Origin of the sequence: Hyalangium gracile (genome assembly GCF_020103725.1) — a bacterium.
Classification (GTDB): Bacteria; Myxococcota; Myxococcia; order Myxococcales; family Myxococcaceae; genus Hyalangium; species Hyalangium gracile.
This window is the reverse complement of record NZ_JAHXBG010000003.1, coordinates 350,273-366,665: the sequence shown is the minus strand read 5'-3', so window position 1 is coordinate 366,665 and position 16,393 is coordinate 350,273. Positions and strand designations below refer to the sequence as shown.

Genomic DNA, 16,393 nt, shown 5'->3' with positions numbered 1-16,393 from the left:
ATCATTTCGCTGGTCCCTATCTCTCCGCCGCATGTCCTCTCCCCTCGCGGCGGTGGTGTTGTGTGCCGGCAAGGGCACCCGGATGAAGTCGGAGAAGGCGAAAGTCCTTCACCCCATCCTGGGCCGTCCCCTCTGTGCATATCCTTTGAAGCGCGCGCTCGAACTGGGTGCCTCTCCGCTGGTGCCGGTGGTTGGCCACCAGGCTGCTGAAGTGGAGAAGGCCATCCGCGCGCAGTTCCCCTCGGCCTCGCTGCGCTTCGCGCTCCAGAAGGAGCAGCGCGGCACCGCGGACGCCGTCCGCTCGGCGGAGGAGTCGCTCAAGGACTTCTCCGGGCGCGTGCTCATCCTCTACGGAGATGTGCCGCTCTTGCGCCGCGAGACGCTCGAGGCGCTGGTGAAGGCGCACGAGGCCGGCAAGGCCACCCTGTCCATGGTGTCCACCGTGCTGGAGGACCCCACCGGCTACGGCCGCGTCATCCGCGAGGGTGGCAAGGTGGAGCGCATCGTCGAGCACAAGGACTGCACTCCGGAGCAGCGCGCCGTGCGCGAGTGCAACGCCGGCATCTACCTGGTGGAGACCTCCTTCCTGTGGCGGGCGCTGGCGGAGATCCGCCCGCAGAACGCGCAGGGCGAGTACTACCTCACGGACCTGGTGGAGATGGCCGCGCGGCTGGGCCCGGTGGCCACGGTGGAGGCGGACGCCACGGACACCGCGGGCGTGAATGATCGCGTGGAGCTGGCCGCGCGCGCCCGCGTCATGCAGCAGCGCATCAACGAGCGCCACATGCGCGCCGGCGTCACCCTGACGGATCCGGCCAGCACCTTCATCGAGGATGACGTCACCATCGGCGCCGACACGGAGGTGGGCCCCCAGGTGTCACTGGCGGCCGGCACGGTGGTGGGGCGCAACGTCACCATTGGCCAGGGCAGCGTGCTGACGGCCTCCGCCGTGGCGGATGGCACCTCCATCAAGCCCTACTCGGTGTTCGAGGAGGCCAGGGTGGGCGAGCGCTGCATCATCGGCCCCTTCTCCCGGCTGCGGCCGGGCACGGAGCTCGCCGAGGAGGTCCACCTGGGCAACTTCGTGGAGACGAAGAAGGCCCGCATCGGCAAGGGCTCCAAGGCCAACCACCTGGCGTACCTGGGGGACGCGAAGATTGGTTCCGGAGTGAACGTCGGCGCCGGCACCATCACCTGCAACTATGACGGGGTGAACAAGCACCTCACCGAGTTGGGCGATGGCGTCTTCATCGGCTCTGATACACAACTGGTGGCACCCGTGAGTGTGGGCGATGGCGCATATGTCGGCGCGGGGACAACCGTGACGAAAAATGTACCGCCTGGGAGCCTCGCCGTGTCCCGGGTGCCGCAGGTCAACAAGGAGGGGTGGGTGGCCCGGAAGAAGGCCAAACGGGGCTAACCCCTTGAAAGTCGGGCGGTTTACGAGGACCGCCCCGGCCGCGATACGATGGCGCGGCTCTTGCTCAGTAAGAAAATCGGAAGACAGCCAGGCAACGTGGTTCGGGAATCCCGCGGAGAAGTCCGGCGGGCAAGGGCGTGAGAGAGAGAGGTCTGAAACATGTGCGGGATCGTTGGTTATGTCGGTGACAAGGAGTCGGCTCCCATCCTGGTGTCCGGCCTGAAGAAGCTGGAGTACCGGGGGTATGACTCCGCGGGCGTGGCGGTGGTGAGTCGCAACACGCTCAACGTGGTGCGCGCCACCGGCAAGCTGAAGAACCTGGAGAACCGCGTGTCCCAGGAGGTGCCCAAGGGCACCATCGGCATCGGCCACACGCGGTGGGCCACGCACGGCCGCCCCTCGGACGAGAACGCGCACCCGCACTCGTACAAGGGCGTGGCGGTGGTGCACAACGGCATCATCGAGAACCACCTGGCGCTCAAGGAGGAGCTGCGGTCCAAGGGCCACGTCTTCTCCTCCGAGACGGACACCGAGGTGTTCGCCCACCTCATCTCCGACGAGCTGGAGCGGGGCATCGATCTGGTGGACGCCGTGCGCCTGGCCATCAAGCAGGTGAAGGGCACCTACGCCCTGGCGGTGGTCTGTTCCACGGACCCCAACCGCATCGTCGCCACCAAGGACTCCTCGCCGATGGTGCTGGGGCTGGGCCAGGGGCAGAACTTCGTGGCCAGCGACGTGCCCGCGCTGCTCGAGCACACCCGCGACTTCGTCTACATGGAGGAGGGAGACCTGGCGGTCATCACCGCGCAGAGCATCGACATCTACAACCGCCAGGGCCAGCTGGTGAACCGGCCCACCCGCCGCATCGACTGGACGCCGATGATGGCGGAGAAGGGCGGCCACAAGCACTTCATGCACAAGGAGATCTGGGAGCAGCCCCGCGCCGTCGCGGACACGCTGCGCGGCCGGATGCTCCTGTCCGAGGGCGACATCCACCTCGAGGGCTGGAACCTCTCCCCGGAGAAGGTGCGCTCGCTGACGAAGGTGACGATCCTGGCGTGCGGCACCTCGTGGCACTCGGGCATCGCCGGCAAGCACATGATCGAGACGCTGGCGCGCATCCCCGTGGAGGTGGAACTGGCCAGTGAGTTCCGCTACCGCGATCCCATCGTGGACAGCTCGCAGCTGGCCATCGCGATCAGCCAGTCGGGCGAGACGGCGGACACGCTGGCGGCCTTCAAGGAGGCCAAGGCGCGCGGCGCCACCTCGATGGCCATCTGCAACGTGATGGGCAGCGCGATGACGCGCGAGGCGGACTTCTCGGTGCTGACCAACGCCGGCCCGGAGATCGGCGTGGCCTCCACCAAGGCGTTCACCACGCAGCTGGTGGCGCTCTACATGCTGGCGGTGAAGCTGGGCCGCATGCGCGGCACCCTCACCGTGAAGCAGGCCCAGGAGCACCTGACGCACCTGACCGAGATCCCGAAGATGATCGAGGACGTGCTCAAGTGCGAGGCGTCCGTGAAGCGCGTGGCGCGCGAGTTCATGAACGCGCAGGACTTCCTCTTCCTCGGCCGCGGGCCCATGCACCCGGTGGCGCTCGAGGGCGCGCTCAAGCTCAAGGAGATCTCCTACATCCACGCGGAGGGCTACGCTGGCGGCGAGATGAAGCACGGCCCCATCGCCCTCATCGACGAGAAGATGCCAGTGGTGGTCATCGCCCCCAAGCAGCCGCACGTGGCCTACGAGAAGATCATCGGCAACATCGAGGAGGTGCGCGCGCGCGGCGGCAAGGTGATCGCGATCATCGACGAGGATGACGCGCACGTCGCCTCGCTGGCCGACCACGTCGTCCGGATTCCGCCCGCCTGCGCGCTGCTGGCGCCGGTGGTGGCCACCATCCCACTGCAGCTGCTCGCCTACCACGTGGCCGAGATGCGCGGGAACGACGTGGATCAGCCTCGCAACCTCGCCAAGAGCGTGACCGTCGAATAGCGCTGACAGGCTGAGACATCGGTATTCTCGAAGCCCGGGCACCTCTTCTGCGAGGTTCCCGGGCTTTTTTTGTTTCAGAGGACGTGCCTTGTCCGTAAGCCCTGGAAACCACTCACAAAAATGACCTGGCGGCCATTGCTCATACGGAAATAATACGTTACGTGTGTAACTGCCCTGGGGTTGTTGTCTCAAAGACACTCGGGTCGCGGCCCACCCTCTCTCCCCCAGGCGCGGACAGCCAGGTACATCCATGGAAGCTTCAGAGCGCAGCGCGACGGTGGACTCCATCCATCAGGAGGCCATCCAGCACGGTATCTACTTCCTCAACCCGGATGATCAGGAGCTGCACGGTCGCACCTTCACCCTGAACGGGCAGGAGCTGCTGTCGTTCGCCTCCTGCTCGTATCTGGGGCTGGAGCACCACCCGCGGCTCGTCGAAGGCGTCATCCACGCGGTGAAGCGCTACGGCACCCAGTTCTCGGCGACGCGCGGCTTCGTCTCGGCGCCGCCGTACGCGGAGCTGGAGGCGCTGATGTCCGAGCTGCTCGGCGGCTACGCCCTGGTCTGCTCCTCCACGTCCCTGGGACACCAGTCCGCGCTGGGCGTGCTGGCCACCGAGAAGGACGCGATCGTCCTGGATCACCAGGCCCACTACAGCATCCAGCAGGCGGCGCAGCTGACGCGCACCTCCGGGTGCCGCGTGGAGATCGTCCGCCACGGAGAGCTGGAGCGCGCGCTGGAGGTCATCCAGGAGCTGGCGGGGCTGCACCGCACCGTGTGGTTCGCCGTGGACGGCGTCTACAGCATGTACGGTGACCTGGTGCCCATCGAGCTGCTGCGGCAGGCGCTGAAGATCGCGCCCAACGTGCGGCTGTACGTGGATGACGCGCACGGCATGAGCTGGGTGGGCAAGCACGGCCAGGGCAGCTTCCTCACGCGGATGGGCTTCAACGAGCGCATCGTCTTCGCCACCTCGCTGAACAAGGCCTTCGCGGCGGGAGGCGGCTGTCTGCTGTTCGCCACCGACAAGGAGCGCCAGTTCGTCCGGAAGACGGGCGGGCCGCTGTTCTTCTCCGGCCCGCTGCAGCCGCCCATGCTGGGCGCGGCCATCGCGTCCGCGCGGCTGCACCTCTCCCCGGAGATCTACGAGCGCCAGGAGGTGCTGCAGGAGCGCGTCCGGCTGGCCAACCAGCTGATCCACGACGCGGGCCTGCCGCTGCTCGTGGAGAACGAGACGCCCATCTTCTTCCTGCGCCTGGGGCTGCCGCGGCTGGCCTTCAAGGTCGCTCGACGGATGATGGACGAGGGCCTCTACGTCACGCCCTCCGTGTACCCCACGGTGCCCATGCGCCGGGGCGGCATCCGCCTGTCGCTCACGGCCAACCACACCGCCGAGGACGTGACGCGCGTCATCGAGCGGCTGGGCGTGCACATCCCCGCCGTGCTCGCGGAGGAGGGGTGGACCGTCGACAACCTGGACGAGGAGTTCCGCAACGCGCTGCCGGGCCGGGGCCGGATGGGCACCCGCGTCCGGGCTCCGCTCCAGGAGCTCATCCAGCGGCTCATCGTCGAGCAGCAGCCGTCCGAGCCAGAGCCCGCCGCCGCGCCCCTGCCCGCCGTCCGCCGGCCCACCGAGAGCGTGGAGGGCCTGGAGGTCGAGCGCTTCACCTCCATCTGGCAGATCGACAAGGCGCTGTGGAACTCGATGCTGGGCACCGTGGGCTTCGTCAGCTGGGACTCGCTGATGATGCAGGAGCAGGTGTTCACCGACACCGACGAGCCGGAGAACTCCTGGAAGTTCCTCTACGTGCTCGTCCGCGACCGCACCGGCCGCGTCCTGGCGGCGGCGCCCTTCACGGTGGCGCTGTGCAAGGACGACATGCTCATGCGCGAGGAGGTGTCCGAGCGTGTCGAGGAGCGACGGAAGAAGGATCCGTACTTCCTGTCCTCGCGCTCGCTGCTGCTGGGCACGCTGCTCTCCGAGGGCAACCACCTGTACCTGAACCGCGCGGGGCCGTGGCGCGCCGCGCTCGCCCGCCTGCTCGAGGTGGCGCGCGAGGAGTTCGACCGCTCGGGGTGCTCGGTGATGACGCTGAGGGATCTGCCCGCGGATGATCCCGAGATGGATCAGGAGATGCTCCACCACGGGCTGGTGAAGGTGCCCATGCTCGACTCGCACCGGCTGAACATCTCCTGGTGGACGGAGGAGGAGTACCTGGCCAGCCTGAAGCGCTCGCGGCGGGCGCACCTGCGCGAGCGCATCGAGCAGTCGCGCTTCTACGAGCGGCGGCTGCACGGCGTGGGCGTGGGCGAGACGCTGACGCTCGAGGAGCTCGAGCACCTGCACTCGCTCTACCTCAACGTGGCGAAGCGGGCCCTGCGCTTCAACGTCTTCCACCTGCCCCTGCGGCTGCTGGCCGCCATGCACGAGTCTCCCGCCTGGGAGCTGATGACGCTCCGGATTGATCCAGCCCACGGCGGGCCTGCGGACGGGCGCCCGGTGGCCTTCGGCGCCGCCCACAAGCAGGACGGGCACTACGGAGGGTTCCTGTGCGGGGTTGACTACCAGTATGTGTACAGCCACGGGGCGTATCGGCAGCTTCTGTATCAGGCCGTGCGACGCGCCATGGAACTACGTATGAATACTGTCCATCTGGGCATGACGGCGGACATGGAGAAGTTCCGGCTGGGCTCGGTGGCGCAGCGCACCTGCGTGTATCTCCAGGCGAGGGACCACTTCAGCGGTGCCCTGCTGCGGGAGATTGCCGCCGAGGCCAGCCTCGGCTCTCCGCGGGCGACCGCCGCCAGCCCCGTCATCGCACGTCCTGAGTAGGGGCATGTATGGGTGTCACCATGATGTTGAGAGGCGTACACTAGAGGGGGCTTCCGCCCAGGCATGTCCGCGCAACCCTTGAACGTCTCCAAGCTGGTTCGTCCTCAATGGACCTTCTCCGCGAACGACCTCGCGGATAACTCGCCCCTTGCGGTCATCGAGTGGGACGCCGAGTTCAAGGTCTCGTTGTGGAGCCGGCGGGCCGTGGAGATCTTCGGGTGGGGCGAGGAAGAGGTCCGCGGCAAGCGGATGCAGGACATGTTCTTCGTCCACGAGGACGATCGGCCTCGCGTCTCGGAGGTGATGGATCGGTTCTTCAGGGGCGAGATGCCCTGGGTGGTGAGCCAGTTCAGGACCTACCGCAAGGACGGCTCGGTCGCCCACTGCGTCTGGTACTGCTCCTCCATCCGCGACGCGACGGGCAAGCTGCTGTGCATCCTCACCCAGGCGCTGGACGTCACGGAGCGGGAGCTGGCGCTGGCCCGGCTCGAGGAGAGCGAGCGGCGCTTCAAGGCGACCTTCGAGCAGGCCGCCGTGGGCATCGCGCACGTGGGCGTGGGCGGCCAGCTGCTGCGCGTCAACTCCAAGCTGGCCGAGATCTTCGGCTACGAGCCCCAGGAGCTGCTCCGGCTGGGCATCACGGACCTGACCTATCCGGACGACATCGGCCCGGATCTGGATCTGGCCATGCAGGTGCTCGAGGGCACCCTCGCCACGTACTCGCTGGAGAAGCGCTACCTGCGGCGTGACGGCGGGTTCGTCTGGTGCAACCTCACCGTGTCCCTGGTGCGCAAGCCGGACGGGCTGCCGGACTACTTCATCAGCGTCATCGAGGACATCTCCCGGCGCCGGAGCGCGGAGCTGGAGCGAGACGCCCTGCTGGCGCGCGAGCACCAGGCCCGCACGGAGGCGGAGGCGCTGGTGCGGCGTCGCTCCGACGAGCTGGAGGCCACACGCAACGCGCTGGTCCAGGCCGAGCGCCTGGCCACCGCCGGCCAGCTCGCGGCGGGCGTGGGCCACGAGATCAACAACCCGCTGTCCTACGTGCTGGCGAACCAGACGTTCGCCGTGGAGGAGCTGGCGCGGCTGAAGACGCCCACCCCGGGCGTGGACCTGGAGGAGGTCCAGCGGGCGCTGGTGCAGGCCCAGCTCGGAGCCGAGCGCATCCGCGACATCGTCCGGGACTTGCGCACCTTCGCCCGTGGCGATCCCGATGCGATGGGGCCCATCGACATCCTGGCGACGCTGGAGTTCTCCATCTCCATGGCGACGCCGCAGCTGCGCCAGCGCGCCCAGCTGGTGCGGCGGTACGAGCCGGCCTCGTTCGTCATGGGCAACGAGTCCCGCCTGGGCCAGGTCTTCCTCAACCTCCTGGTGAACGCCGCGCAGGCCATCCCGGAAGGGGCCGTGGCGGAGCACGCCGTGACGGTCGCCGTGCGCGACGGCGAGCAGGGCTGGGTCATCATCGAGGTGAGCGACACGGGCAGCGGCATCGCCGCCGAGCACCTGCCGCGCATCTTCGAGCCGTTCTTCACCACCAAGCCCCTGGGGCTGGGCACGGGGCTGGGGCTCTCGGTGTGCCACGGCATCGTGGTGGGGATGGGCGGGCAGATCGAAGTGGAGAGCGCGCTGGGGCGGGGGACCACGTTCCGCATCCGCCTGCCCGCGGCGAAGAGTCCCGCCGAGGCCACTCCCGTGCTCCAGGCCCCGGCGCAGCGAGCGCTCACGCCGAGGCACGTGCTGGTGATCGACGACGATCCCGAGGTCCGCGCGGCGCTCGCGCGCATCATCGGCGCGCCGCACCGCGTCGAGCTGGCCGAGACGGCTCGGGAGGCCCAGCAGCGGCTGCTGGACCCGGCGGAGGACTTCGACGTCATCTTCTGCGACCTGATGATGCCGGACCTCACCGGGATGGACCTGCACGACATCGTCGCGGCGCGGCGTCCGGAGCTCCTCTCGCGCATGGTCTTCATGTCCGCGGGGGCCTTCACTCCGCGTGCTGTCGCGTTCCTCGAGCGGGTCTCCGTCCGGCGCGTCGACAAGCCGTTCGATCCCATCCGGGTCCGCGCGCTGCTGTAGCCGGAGGCGGCGCGGGAGATCGCCTGTGCTAGCTTCGCGCGCCTCTCGGCGTGGAGGTGCCCGTGCGACGTCCTGTCCTGCTGTCTCCGTTCGGTCTGGTCGTGCTCGCCGTGCTCGCAGGCGCGAGCGGCTGTAGCGGCGAGACGCCCTCCCAGCCTCCCGTCGTGGAGCCGCCGAAGCCCGCGGGGCCGCAGCTGGCCGGGCTGCGGGAGCAGGTGGAGGTCGTCGTGGACGACCGCGGCATGCCGCACATCTACGCGTTATCCCTGCATGACGCGGCGCTGGTGCAGGGCTACCTGATGGCGAAGGACCGCTTCCCGCAGATGGAGATCATCAAGCGCAACGTGACGGGGCAGCTGGCCGAGTTCATCGGCACGCGGTCCGCGTCGGCGCTGGAGAACGACGTCGCCGCGCGGGTCATCGGCTTCAAGCGGGTGGCGGACAGGATGTACGCGTCGCTCGGCGCGGAGTCGCAAGAGAAGATCGCGCTCGACGGGTTCGCCGCGGGGGTGAACGCGTACCTCGCGGAGGTGCGCAGCGGCACGGCGAAGCTCTCGCCGGGCGCGGAGCTGCTCGGGCTGCTGGTGAGCAACCCCGCGGCCTTCAAGGACTGGACGCCGCAGGACTCGCTGGCGATCGGGCGGTACCTGTCGCATGCGCTGTCGCACTCCGCCGAGGAAGAGGTGGGGCTGACGCAGGCGCGGATGGCGGCAGCCGCGGCGTTCCCCACGGGCAACCCGCGGGCGGGCATCTTCCGGGACTTCTGGTCGTTCGCCCCGGCGCGGGAGGTGTTCACCCGGGATGGGCTCTCGCTGCCGCGGGAGGGCGCGGAGGGGATGAAGGGTCGGGCCGCGCGCAAGCCGTCGAGCGAGGCCGTGCTTCCGAGCGGAGAGGCCGTCGCGAACGCCCAGGGCTTCCTCGCCGCGTCGAAGCGGCTGCGCTCGATGCTCGGGGACGAGAGCCGGGGCTCGAACAACTGGGTGGTGGCGGGGTCGAAGACGGCCTCGGGGGCGCCGCTGCTGGCGAATGATCCGCACCTGTCGCTGCCGAGCCCGCCGCTCTTCTGGTACTCGCACCTGAACACGAAGCGCGCCGGTGGGAACCTGGACGTGGCTGGGATCTCGCTGGTCGGCGTGCCCGGCATCATCCTGGGCTTCAACGATCAGCTCGCGTGGGGGAGCACGACGGCCAACCACGACGTGACGGACGTGTACCAGGAGGTGATCACCAAGGGGACGAACGGCGGCCCCGACACGGTGCTCTTCAAGGGCCAGCAGGTACCCATCGAGACCGTCACGGAGACGATCAAGGTTGCCGGTGAGCCGGACGTGGTGCTCAAGCTCGAGCGAGTCCCGCACCACGGGCTCATCATCCCGAAGATCGAGAACGGCGCGGTGGTTCCTCGGACCTCGAGCACGGCGCTGTCCATGCGGTGGACGGGCGACGAGGTGTCCAGTGAGATCTCGGCGTTCCTGGGGCTGAACACGGCCACCACCGTGGCGGAGGCGCAGGCGGCGCTCGCCAACTTCAAGGTCGGCGCGCAGAGCTTCGTGTTCGCGACCCGGTCCGGGGACATCGCCTGGTCCACGCAGGCCCGGCTGCCGGTGCGTGATGCCCGAGCGCTGACCTATGACCCGGTGACGCAGACCGGGCTGTCGCCCGCGATGGTGCTGCCGGGTGACGGCAGCTGCGAGTGGCTCGGCGACGTGGAGGCGCAGGGCCTGCCGCAGGATGCGAACCCGGCGAAGGGGTTCATTGCCACGGCCAACAACGATCTCGTGGGAACGACGAAGGACGGCAACCCGTTCAACGACTCCCGCTATATCGGGTGGGATTATGACCTCGGGCACCGTGTCGCTCGCATCACCGAGCGGCTCCAGACGCTGGTGGCGAAGGGTGGGGTGACGCCGGAGGACATGATGGCGCTCCAGGGAGACCATCGCTCTCCGCTGGGAGCGCTGCTGGCGCCCAGGTTCGTGGCGGCGGCGCGGCGGGTGCAGGAGGAGCGGTCACAGCCTGGAACCCACCCCGACCTGTCGGGCCTGGTGCAGCGGTCCACCTCGGCGGACCTGGACCTGCTCGCGCAGGTGGCGAACCGGCTGGCGGCGTGGACCTACGAGACGCCGGCGGGCGTGGACATCGGAGACGGCGAGCCCTCCGCGGCGGAGATCTCGGACTCCATCGCGACCTCGCTGTTCAATGCCTCCTTGTTGCGGCTGGTGAAGCTCGCGTTCGATGACGAGATCAGCGCCATTGGATTCCGACCGAGCAGCAGCTTCATGGCCAAGGCGCTGCAGCTCGCCATCCTCGAGCCGAACAAGCTGGCGACGTACAGCGCCGCCCGAGGCGACACCGTGCTGTGGGACAACCTGGCGACGATGGATGTGGTCGAGACGCGGGACGAGCGGATCGCGGTCTCGATGATCCTCGGGGCGTTCTACCTGAGGGACAAGTTCGGCGCGGATCCGTCGCAGTGGCGGTGGGGCAAGCTGCACACGCTGAAGCTGGTGTCGTCCGTGCCGCCGACGTCGGGCGAGAGCGCGGCCACGATTCCGGCGCCCGGCGACACCCGGTTCCCGGATGGCTTCCCGCGGCCGGGTGACAACTTCGGCGTGGACGCCTCTCAGTTCGGCCTGTCGAACCCGGAGAGGTTCTCGTACGAGAATGGCCCGGTGCAGCGCGTGGTGGTGGAGATGACGCCCGAGGGCCCGAAGGCCTGGAACGCGCTGCCGGGCGGCCAGGTGTTCGATCCTCGAAGCAAGCACCACGCGGACGAGATGGAGCACTGGCGCCGCAACGAGGCGCCGAGCCTCTACTTCCAGGAGGCGGACGTGAACGCCCACAGGGCCTCACGCACCACCTTCGTTCCGTAGCGCGTCGGCGTGTCCCCGCTGCGCGGGCCCGCTCAGAGGCCCGCGTAGCTGAGGGTCTTCATCAGCCAGGACTGCACGTTGCCGCGCGTGGGGCTGTTGCCCGAGTCCAGGGCCCAGGTGAAGAGCGCCCCGGCGAACTCCCCGGCGCTGTGGTAGCGGGTGTCCGGGTCCGCCGCGAGCGCCTTGCGGATGATCTGTCCCAGCGGCGGATCCACCGTGTCCGGCAGGCTCACCTTCGCCGCGCGGATGGCCGTCATCACCACCTGGTCGTCCGTCTCCTCGAGGAGGAAGGGGTGGGTGCCCACCACCAATTCGTGCAAGACGATGCCCAGGGAGAACAGGTCCGAGGCCGGAGTGAGCGGCTCGCCCAGCGTCTGCTCCGGCGAGAGGTAGTGCAGCTTCCCGGCGGCGATGCCGTCCTGGGGGCCGAGGTCCACCCCGCGCGCCTTGGCCACCCCGAAGTCCCCGAGCTTCACGTCCGCCTCGCCCGAGAAGAAGATGTTGGAGGGGTTCACGTCCCCGTGCACCAGCTCCAGCGGCCGGCCGCTGCGCGTGCGCACCTGGTGGAAGTAGGCCAGCGCCCGCAGCACCTCGATGCAGATGTAGACCGCCGTGCCCAGTGGGATGCGACGCTTGAGCGTCTCGTGGGCCTCCATCAGCCGCTTGAGGTCCCCGCCCACGAGGAACTCCATGGCGATGAAGGGCCGCCCGAAGGCCTGTCCCGACTCCAGCATGCGCACCAGGTTGGGGTGGTCCAGCAGCCCCATCAGGTCCGCCTCGTCCGCGAAGGCCTCCGGCGGGGCGTCCTTGCGCATCAGCTTGAGGGCCACCGAGAACTTCTCGCCTCGCGGAGGGGTGGCCTCCGCCAGGAACACCTCCGCCATCCCGCCCTGACCCAGCAGGGAGCGGATGAAATAGCGACCGAAGCGCCGCGAGGGCACTTCGACGGTTCTGGCGGCCCCGACTTCCACGGTCCCATTCTACGCTACGAATCGGGAAGGTGGGACACCACCCCGGGCGGCAGGCTCAATCTTCCTCTCTCGAGAGCTCCAGCAGCAGGTCCAGGTTCTCCGCCGCCTCCATGCTCTCGAGCAGCTCGAGGTTCTCCACCACCTCCCGGTCCTCCGGGGACAGCCGGGGCTCCTCGGGACGGGGCCGGGCGGGCTCGGTCGCCCGAGGGGCAGGAGGCGAGGGCGGCTCCGGTGTCCGATCCTCCGCCGCCGAGGCCACACCGGCCTGGAGGCCGGCGGCCAGCAGGATGACGAGCAAGCGGCTCACCGGCGTCGCCTCTCGCGCATGCGCTCGCGCAGCTCCTGCCGCTGCTCGGGCGACATCTGCCGCCAGCGCCGCATGTTCTCCATCATCTGCTCGCGCCGCTCCGGGTGCGCGCGCAGGTACTCCCGCATCCGCTTGCGCAGCTCCGCCTTGCGCTCCGGATCCATGTTCCGGAAGTCCTTGAAGCGCTCGCGCAGCAGCTTGCGCTCCTCGGGCGACAGCCGTTGGAACTCGCGCAGGTTGGCGCGCAGCCGCTCGCGCTCCTCGGGCGGCAGGTTGCGCAGGCGCTGCAGGTTGCCCCGGATGCGCTCCTGCTCCTCCTTGGGCAGCGCCTTGAACTCGCGCAGCTTCGCGCGCAGCGCCTCCTTCTGCTCGGGCGAGAGCTTCTCGAAGCGCTCGGCGGCGGTCTGCCCCTGCGCCGGCTCCTGGGCCCACACGGGCATCCCCACGAGCAGCGCCCCCACCGCGCCGATGATTGCCAGCGTGTGTCTCATCACTGAACCTCCAGCTCGTGGAGGTTCTCGATGACCTCCATGTCCTCGGCGCTGTCCATGCCCACCACGTCGAAGTCCTCCACCAGCTCCAGGTTGGCCGCCAGCTCCAGCGCTCCCGCGTCCATCACGTCCGGGCCCTGGGACTCCTGGCCGCTGTAGACGACGGCCAGCCCCACCGCCGCCGCCAGCCCCAGCGAGGGCACCAGCACCGCGGGCCGCAGCAGCGCCTTGAGCCGCTCCCGGAGCGGAAGTGGCAGCGCGTCCACCTTCGCCAGCACCGCCCGGCGCGTGTCCGGGGAGGGCTTGAACTCGGGGAGCGCCTCCAGGTGCGTCAGCGTGCGCCGCAGCAGTGCCTCCGTGCTCCGGCAGTCCGCGCACGTCCCCATGTGCGCCTCCACCTCCGCGCGGCGCGGCGGCGGCAGCTCCCCGTCGATGTACGCCGTCAGGTCTTCCTCGAACGCGCAGCTCATGCCCTGCTCCTGGCGGGCGAGGTGCCCGCCTGCAACTCCTCGATCTTCCGCGCCACCGCGAGCGTGGCCCGGTGGATGAGGCTCTTGACCGCCGCCTCACTGGCCTCCAGCGCCTCCGCGATGTCCCGGTATGCCATGCCCTCGAAGCGGCACATGGTGAAGGCCGCCCGCTCCCGCTCGCTCATGCCCTGCAGTGCTTCGCCCACGGCGCGCTCCAGCTCGCGCCCCGCCACCGCCTCGTCCGGGCGCTCTCCCTCGGGCCCGGCGACCTCCACTCCGCTCTCTTCTTCTTGCGTGGGCGCGGTGGTCGTGTGGGTCACCCGGTACTCTCCGCGTCGCACCTCGTTGAGGCAGTGGTTGGTGGCCACCCGGAACAGGAACGTCTTGAACTGCGCGGTGGGCTTGTAGGCCTTCGCGTTCCGGTAGAGCTTCACGAAGATGTCCTGCGTCAGCTCCTCCGCCCGGGCCTGATCCCCCACGAAGCGGAACGCGAAGCGCGCCACGCTCGCGTGGTAGCGGTCGAACAGCAGGGCGAACGCCTTCCGGTCGCCCGCTGCCACCCTCAGCATCACCTGTGTGTCCGATTCCGGCTCCACGGTGCCATGAACCCCGTTGGCTTCAGGAAGTTGCGGGCCTCATGCGCTTTGAACCGCAGTGGCACTCACGGGTACAGTTTTCGGCGTGTCGACGGTCTCCAGCACACGTCCACCCACCCTGGGTGAGTCCACCCGTCCGCCTCAGGGCGAGGGTGCTGGCGATCTCCCGATCGCGGACGTGGCTGACTGGGGACATCTCCTCCCGGAGAGCCCACCTGCGGCGGCGGCGCCCGAGGGTGGGGTGCTGGGGGCCGACTCGGAGGCGCTACCCAGGGAGGAGCGACCCGAGGAGCAGGCAGCGGCTCACCTGGCCGCGGCCCCTCCTTTAGAGGACGCTCTCCCCCCGATCGCGCGCCCCATGCCGGCCGTCATCTATGCGGTGCCGGAGCGGGGGGATGCTTCCGTCACGGTGGATCCGGCGCAGATCACCTCGCTCGCGGGTGACCAGCAGCTCCCGGGAGTGAACACGCCGCCTCCGGGGACTCCGCTGCCGGTGCTGCTGCTGGTGGAGCAGGCCCAGAGCGCCGAGGGAGCGGAGCGGCAGGAGCTCTCGCGTCGCATCAACCGTTGGCTGGACCAGATGGTGCGCGAGGGAGGCTCACGGCACGTAGCGGACTGGTTCCACCGTCTCATCGAGAGCGGGCGGCTCGAGGGCCTGGCGGATGCCGCGGGCCACAACTGCCACGAGACGGCCGTCCGAGGGCTGCTCGCCATGGGCTTCCCCTACGCGCTGGAAGTGCGGCCCGAGGATCTGGAGCGCATCAAGCCCCAGGAGGGCGAGCGCCAGCACGGGAAGCGGGGCCGGCACCTCGAGGAGGCGGCCGCGGGCGTGCTGGTAGGGGGGGCGACGGTGGAGGTTCTCCTGAACGTGCTGCGTGGGAATCCCGGGGCCGGGCTCCTCACGGTGGAGGTAGGGGTGGCGCTGCTGGCCATGGTGGCGCTGCTGGTCGGCCGGCCGCGCTCCGCCCTGCGCAACATGGGGCTGGCGGTGCTGCTGGTGGCCTCGGTGCTGACACTTTCCCTAGGACTTTTCGGCGGTTACGCTGGCCCGGTGGCCGGGCTGACCGGGCTGGTGGCTACCCTCCTGTTCGCTCTCCATCGGAGCTGAGGGGCCTTGCGATACGGGTATGTCAGAGGGGTGGACTACGGTCTACCCGTCGCGTAGTAATACGAACCGCGTTCTGAACGCGGGTTCAGGTGGGCCGGGGTGGCTCACCGCATACGACTGGAGGAGTCGAGAGATGGCCGTGAATCAGGAGAAGGAGAAGGCGATCGAGTTGGCGATGTCCGCGGTCGAGCGCCAGTTCGGTAAGGGTTCGATCATGCGGCTCGGCAACGATGAGCCGCTGGCGCATGACGTGCAGGCCATTTCGACGGGCTCGATCTCGCTCGACATCGCGCTGGGCGTGGGCGGCGTACCCAAGGGGCGTATCGTCGAGATCTTCGGTCCGGAGTCCTCCGGTAAGACGACGCTGTGCCTCCACATCGTGGCCGAGGCGCAGAAGAAGGGCGGCATCTGCGGCTACATCGACGCGGAGCACGCGCTGGACGTGGGCTACGCCCGCAAGCTGGGCGTGCGCACGGACGACCTGCTGCTGAGCCAGCCGGACACGGGCGAGCAGGCGCTGGAGATCGCGGAGATGCTGGTGCGCTCCGGAGCCATCGACGTGCTGGTGGTGGACTCGGTGGCGGCGCTGGTGCCGAAGGCCGAGCTCGAGGGCGAGATGGGGGATGCGCACATGGGCGTGCAGGCGCGACTGATGAGCCAGGCGCTGCGCAAGCTCACGGGCACCATCTCGAAGAGCCAGACGTGCGTCATCTTCATCAACCAGATCCGCATGAAGATCGGCGTGATGTTCGGCAACCCGGAGACGACGACGGGCGGCAACGCACTGAAGTTCTACGCGTCGCAGCGTCTGGACATCCGGCGCATCGGCGCCATCAAGAACGGTGAGGCGGTGGTGGGCAGCCGCACGCGCGTGAAGGTGGTGAAGAACAAGGTGGCGCCTCCGTTCAAGGAGGTGGAGTTCGACATCATGTACGGCACGGGCATCTCTCGAGAGGGAGACCTGATCGACCTGGCGTCGAACGAAGGCATCGTCGAGAAGAGCGGCAGCTGGTTCGCCTTCAAGGGCGAGCGCATCGGCCAGGGCCGGGAGAACGCGAAGGACTACCTGCGCGAGCACCCGGACACCTACAAGGAGATCGAGGCGCGGGTGCTGGAGAAGTACGGCGTCACCAAGGCGCCGGCGGCCGCGGCTCCCGCCGAGCCGGAGGCTCCCGCCGAGGGCGAGAAGCGTCCGCGCGTGAAGGCCGTGAAGTAGTGCTCGGCTGAATCGGCGGAAGAGAAGTTCCAGG

General features: G+C 69.0%; 12 protein-coding genes. 7 read left to right on the top strand and 5 right to left on the bottom strand.

From position 1 onward, the window contains the following. Positions 1-31 precede the first annotated feature (31 nt). The 5 genes from glmU to KY572_RS08135 all read left to right on the top strand — a co-directional run bounded on the left by glmU (position 32) and on the right by KY572_RS08135 (position 11,200). Positions 32-1,420, top strand: coding sequence for a bifunctional UDP-N-acetylglucosamine diphosphorylase/glucosamine-1-phosphate N-acetyltransferase GlmU (glmU, locus tag KY572_RS08155; RefSeq protein WP_224241953.1), 1,389 nt, complete (start codon positions 32-34; stop codon positions 1,418-1,420). A 159-nt stretch (positions 1,421-1,579) separates the two neighbouring features. Continuing rightward, positions 1,580-3,415 carry a glutamine--fructose-6-phosphate transaminase (isomerizing) gene (glmS, locus tag KY572_RS08150; protein WP_224241952.1) on the top strand — a complete coding sequence of 612 codons (1,836 nt, stop codon included), beginning with the start codon at positions 1,580-1,582 and terminating at the stop codon, positions 3,413-3,415. 250 nt (positions 3,416-3,665) lie between these two features. Continuing rightward, entirely contained in the window at positions 3,666-6,248 is a 2,583-nt protein-coding gene (locus KY572_RS08145) for a bifunctional aminotransferase class I/II-fold pyridoxal phosphate-dependent enzyme/GNAT family N-acetyltransferase (protein WP_224241951.1), read from the top strand. 63 nt (positions 6,249-6,311) lie between these two features. Then, on the top strand, positions 6,312-8,327 hold the full coding sequence (locus tag KY572_RS08140) for a PAS domain S-box protein (RefSeq protein WP_224241950.1): 2,016 nt from the start codon (positions 6,312-6,314) through the stop codon (positions 8,325-8,327). Positions 8,328-8,389: 62 nt separating this feature from the next. Then, positions 8,390-11,200: a penicillin acylase family protein gene (locus KY572_RS08135; protein ID WP_224241949.1), complete on the top strand. Its 2,811-nt coding sequence runs from the start codon at positions 8,390-8,392 to the stop codon at positions 11,198-11,200. 32 nt (positions 11,201-11,232) lie between these two features. Here KY572_RS08135 and KY572_RS08130 read toward each other — a convergent pair whose 3' ends face one another. Genes KY572_RS08130 through KY572_RS08105 form a run of 5 tightly spaced genes read right to left on the bottom strand, consistent with a single transcriptional unit; the run spans position 11,233 to position 14,008 of the window. Beyond that, entirely contained in the window at positions 11,233-12,171 is a 939-nt protein-coding gene (locus KY572_RS08130; RefSeq protein ID WP_224241948.1) for a serine/threonine-protein kinase, read from the bottom strand. A gap of 55 nt (positions 12,172-12,226) precedes the next feature. Beyond that, a complete protein-coding gene (locus tag KY572_RS08125; protein ID WP_224241947.1) occupies positions 12,227-12,478 on the bottom strand; it encodes a hypothetical protein in 252 nt (83 codons plus the stop codon). After that, complete coding sequence (locus KY572_RS08120; protein ID WP_224241946.1) at positions 12,475-12,969, bottom strand: DUF3106 domain-containing protein; 495 nt, start codon at positions 12,967-12,969, stop codon at positions 12,475-12,477. The genes KY572_RS08125 and KY572_RS08120 overlap by 4 nt, the downstream gene beginning before the upstream one ends. Then, positions 12,969-13,439, bottom strand: a complete 471-nt coding sequence (locus KY572_RS47085; protein ID WP_263451478.1) for an anti-sigma factor family protein — start codon at positions 13,437-13,439, stop codon at positions 12,969-12,971. Before KY572_RS47085 ends, KY572_RS08120 begins: the two co-directional genes overlap by 1 nt. After that, complete coding sequence (locus KY572_RS08105) at positions 13,436-14,008, bottom strand: RNA polymerase sigma factor (protein WP_224241944.1); 573 nt, start codon at positions 14,006-14,008, stop codon at positions 13,436-13,438. The genes KY572_RS47085 and KY572_RS08105 overlap by 4 nt, the downstream gene beginning before the upstream one ends. 385 nt (positions 14,009-14,393) lie before the next feature. On the opposite strand from KY572_RS08105, the gene KY572_RS08100 reads away from it, so the two are divergent. Further along, positions 14,394-15,143: a hypothetical protein gene (locus KY572_RS08100; RefSeq protein WP_224241942.1), complete on the top strand. Its 750-nt coding sequence runs from the start codon at positions 14,394-14,396 to the stop codon at positions 15,141-15,143. 133 nt (positions 15,144-15,276) lie between these two features. After that, on the top strand, positions 15,277-16,359 hold the full coding sequence (gene recA, locus KY572_RS08095; protein WP_224241940.1) for a recombinase RecA: 1,083 nt from the start codon (positions 15,277-15,279) through the stop codon (positions 16,357-16,359). Positions 16,360-16,393: the final 34 nt, after the last annotated feature.

Bases quoted from the DNA above. Each gene is read 5' to 3' on its own strand.
- glmU (WP_224241953.1), top strand. From the start codon at position 32: ATGTCCTCTCCCCTCGCGGCGGTGGTGTTGTGTGCCGGCAAGGGCACC.
- glmS (WP_224241952.1), top strand. From the start codon at position 1,580: ATGTGCGGGATCGTTGGTTATGTCGGTGACAAGGAGTCGGCTCCCATC.
- KY572_RS08145 (WP_224241951.1), top strand. From the start codon at position 3,666: ATGGAAGCTTCAGAGCGCAGCGCGACGGTGGACTCCATCCATCAGGAG.
- KY572_RS08140 (WP_224241950.1), top strand. From the start codon at position 6,312: ATGTCCGCGCAACCCTTGAACGTCTCCAAGCTGGTTCGTCCTCAATGG.
- KY572_RS08120 (WP_224241946.1), bottom strand. From the start codon at position 12,969: ATGAGACACACGCTGGCAATCATCGGCGCGGTGGGGGCGCTGCTCGTG.
- KY572_RS47085 (WP_263451478.1), bottom strand. From the start codon at position 13,439: ATGAGCTGCGCGTTCGAGGAAGACCTGACGGCGTACATCGACGGGGAG.
- KY572_RS08105 (WP_224241944.1), bottom strand. From the start codon at position 14,008: ATGCTGAGGGTGGCAGCGGGCGACCGGAAGGCGTTCGCCCTGCTGTTC.
- KY572_RS08100 (WP_224241942.1), top strand. From the start codon at position 14,394: ATGCCGGCCGTCATCTATGCGGTGCCGGAGCGGGGGGATGCTTCCGTC.
- recA (WP_224241940.1), top strand. From the start codon at position 15,277: ATGGCCGTGAATCAGGAGAAGGAGAAGGCGATCGAGTTGGCGATGTCC.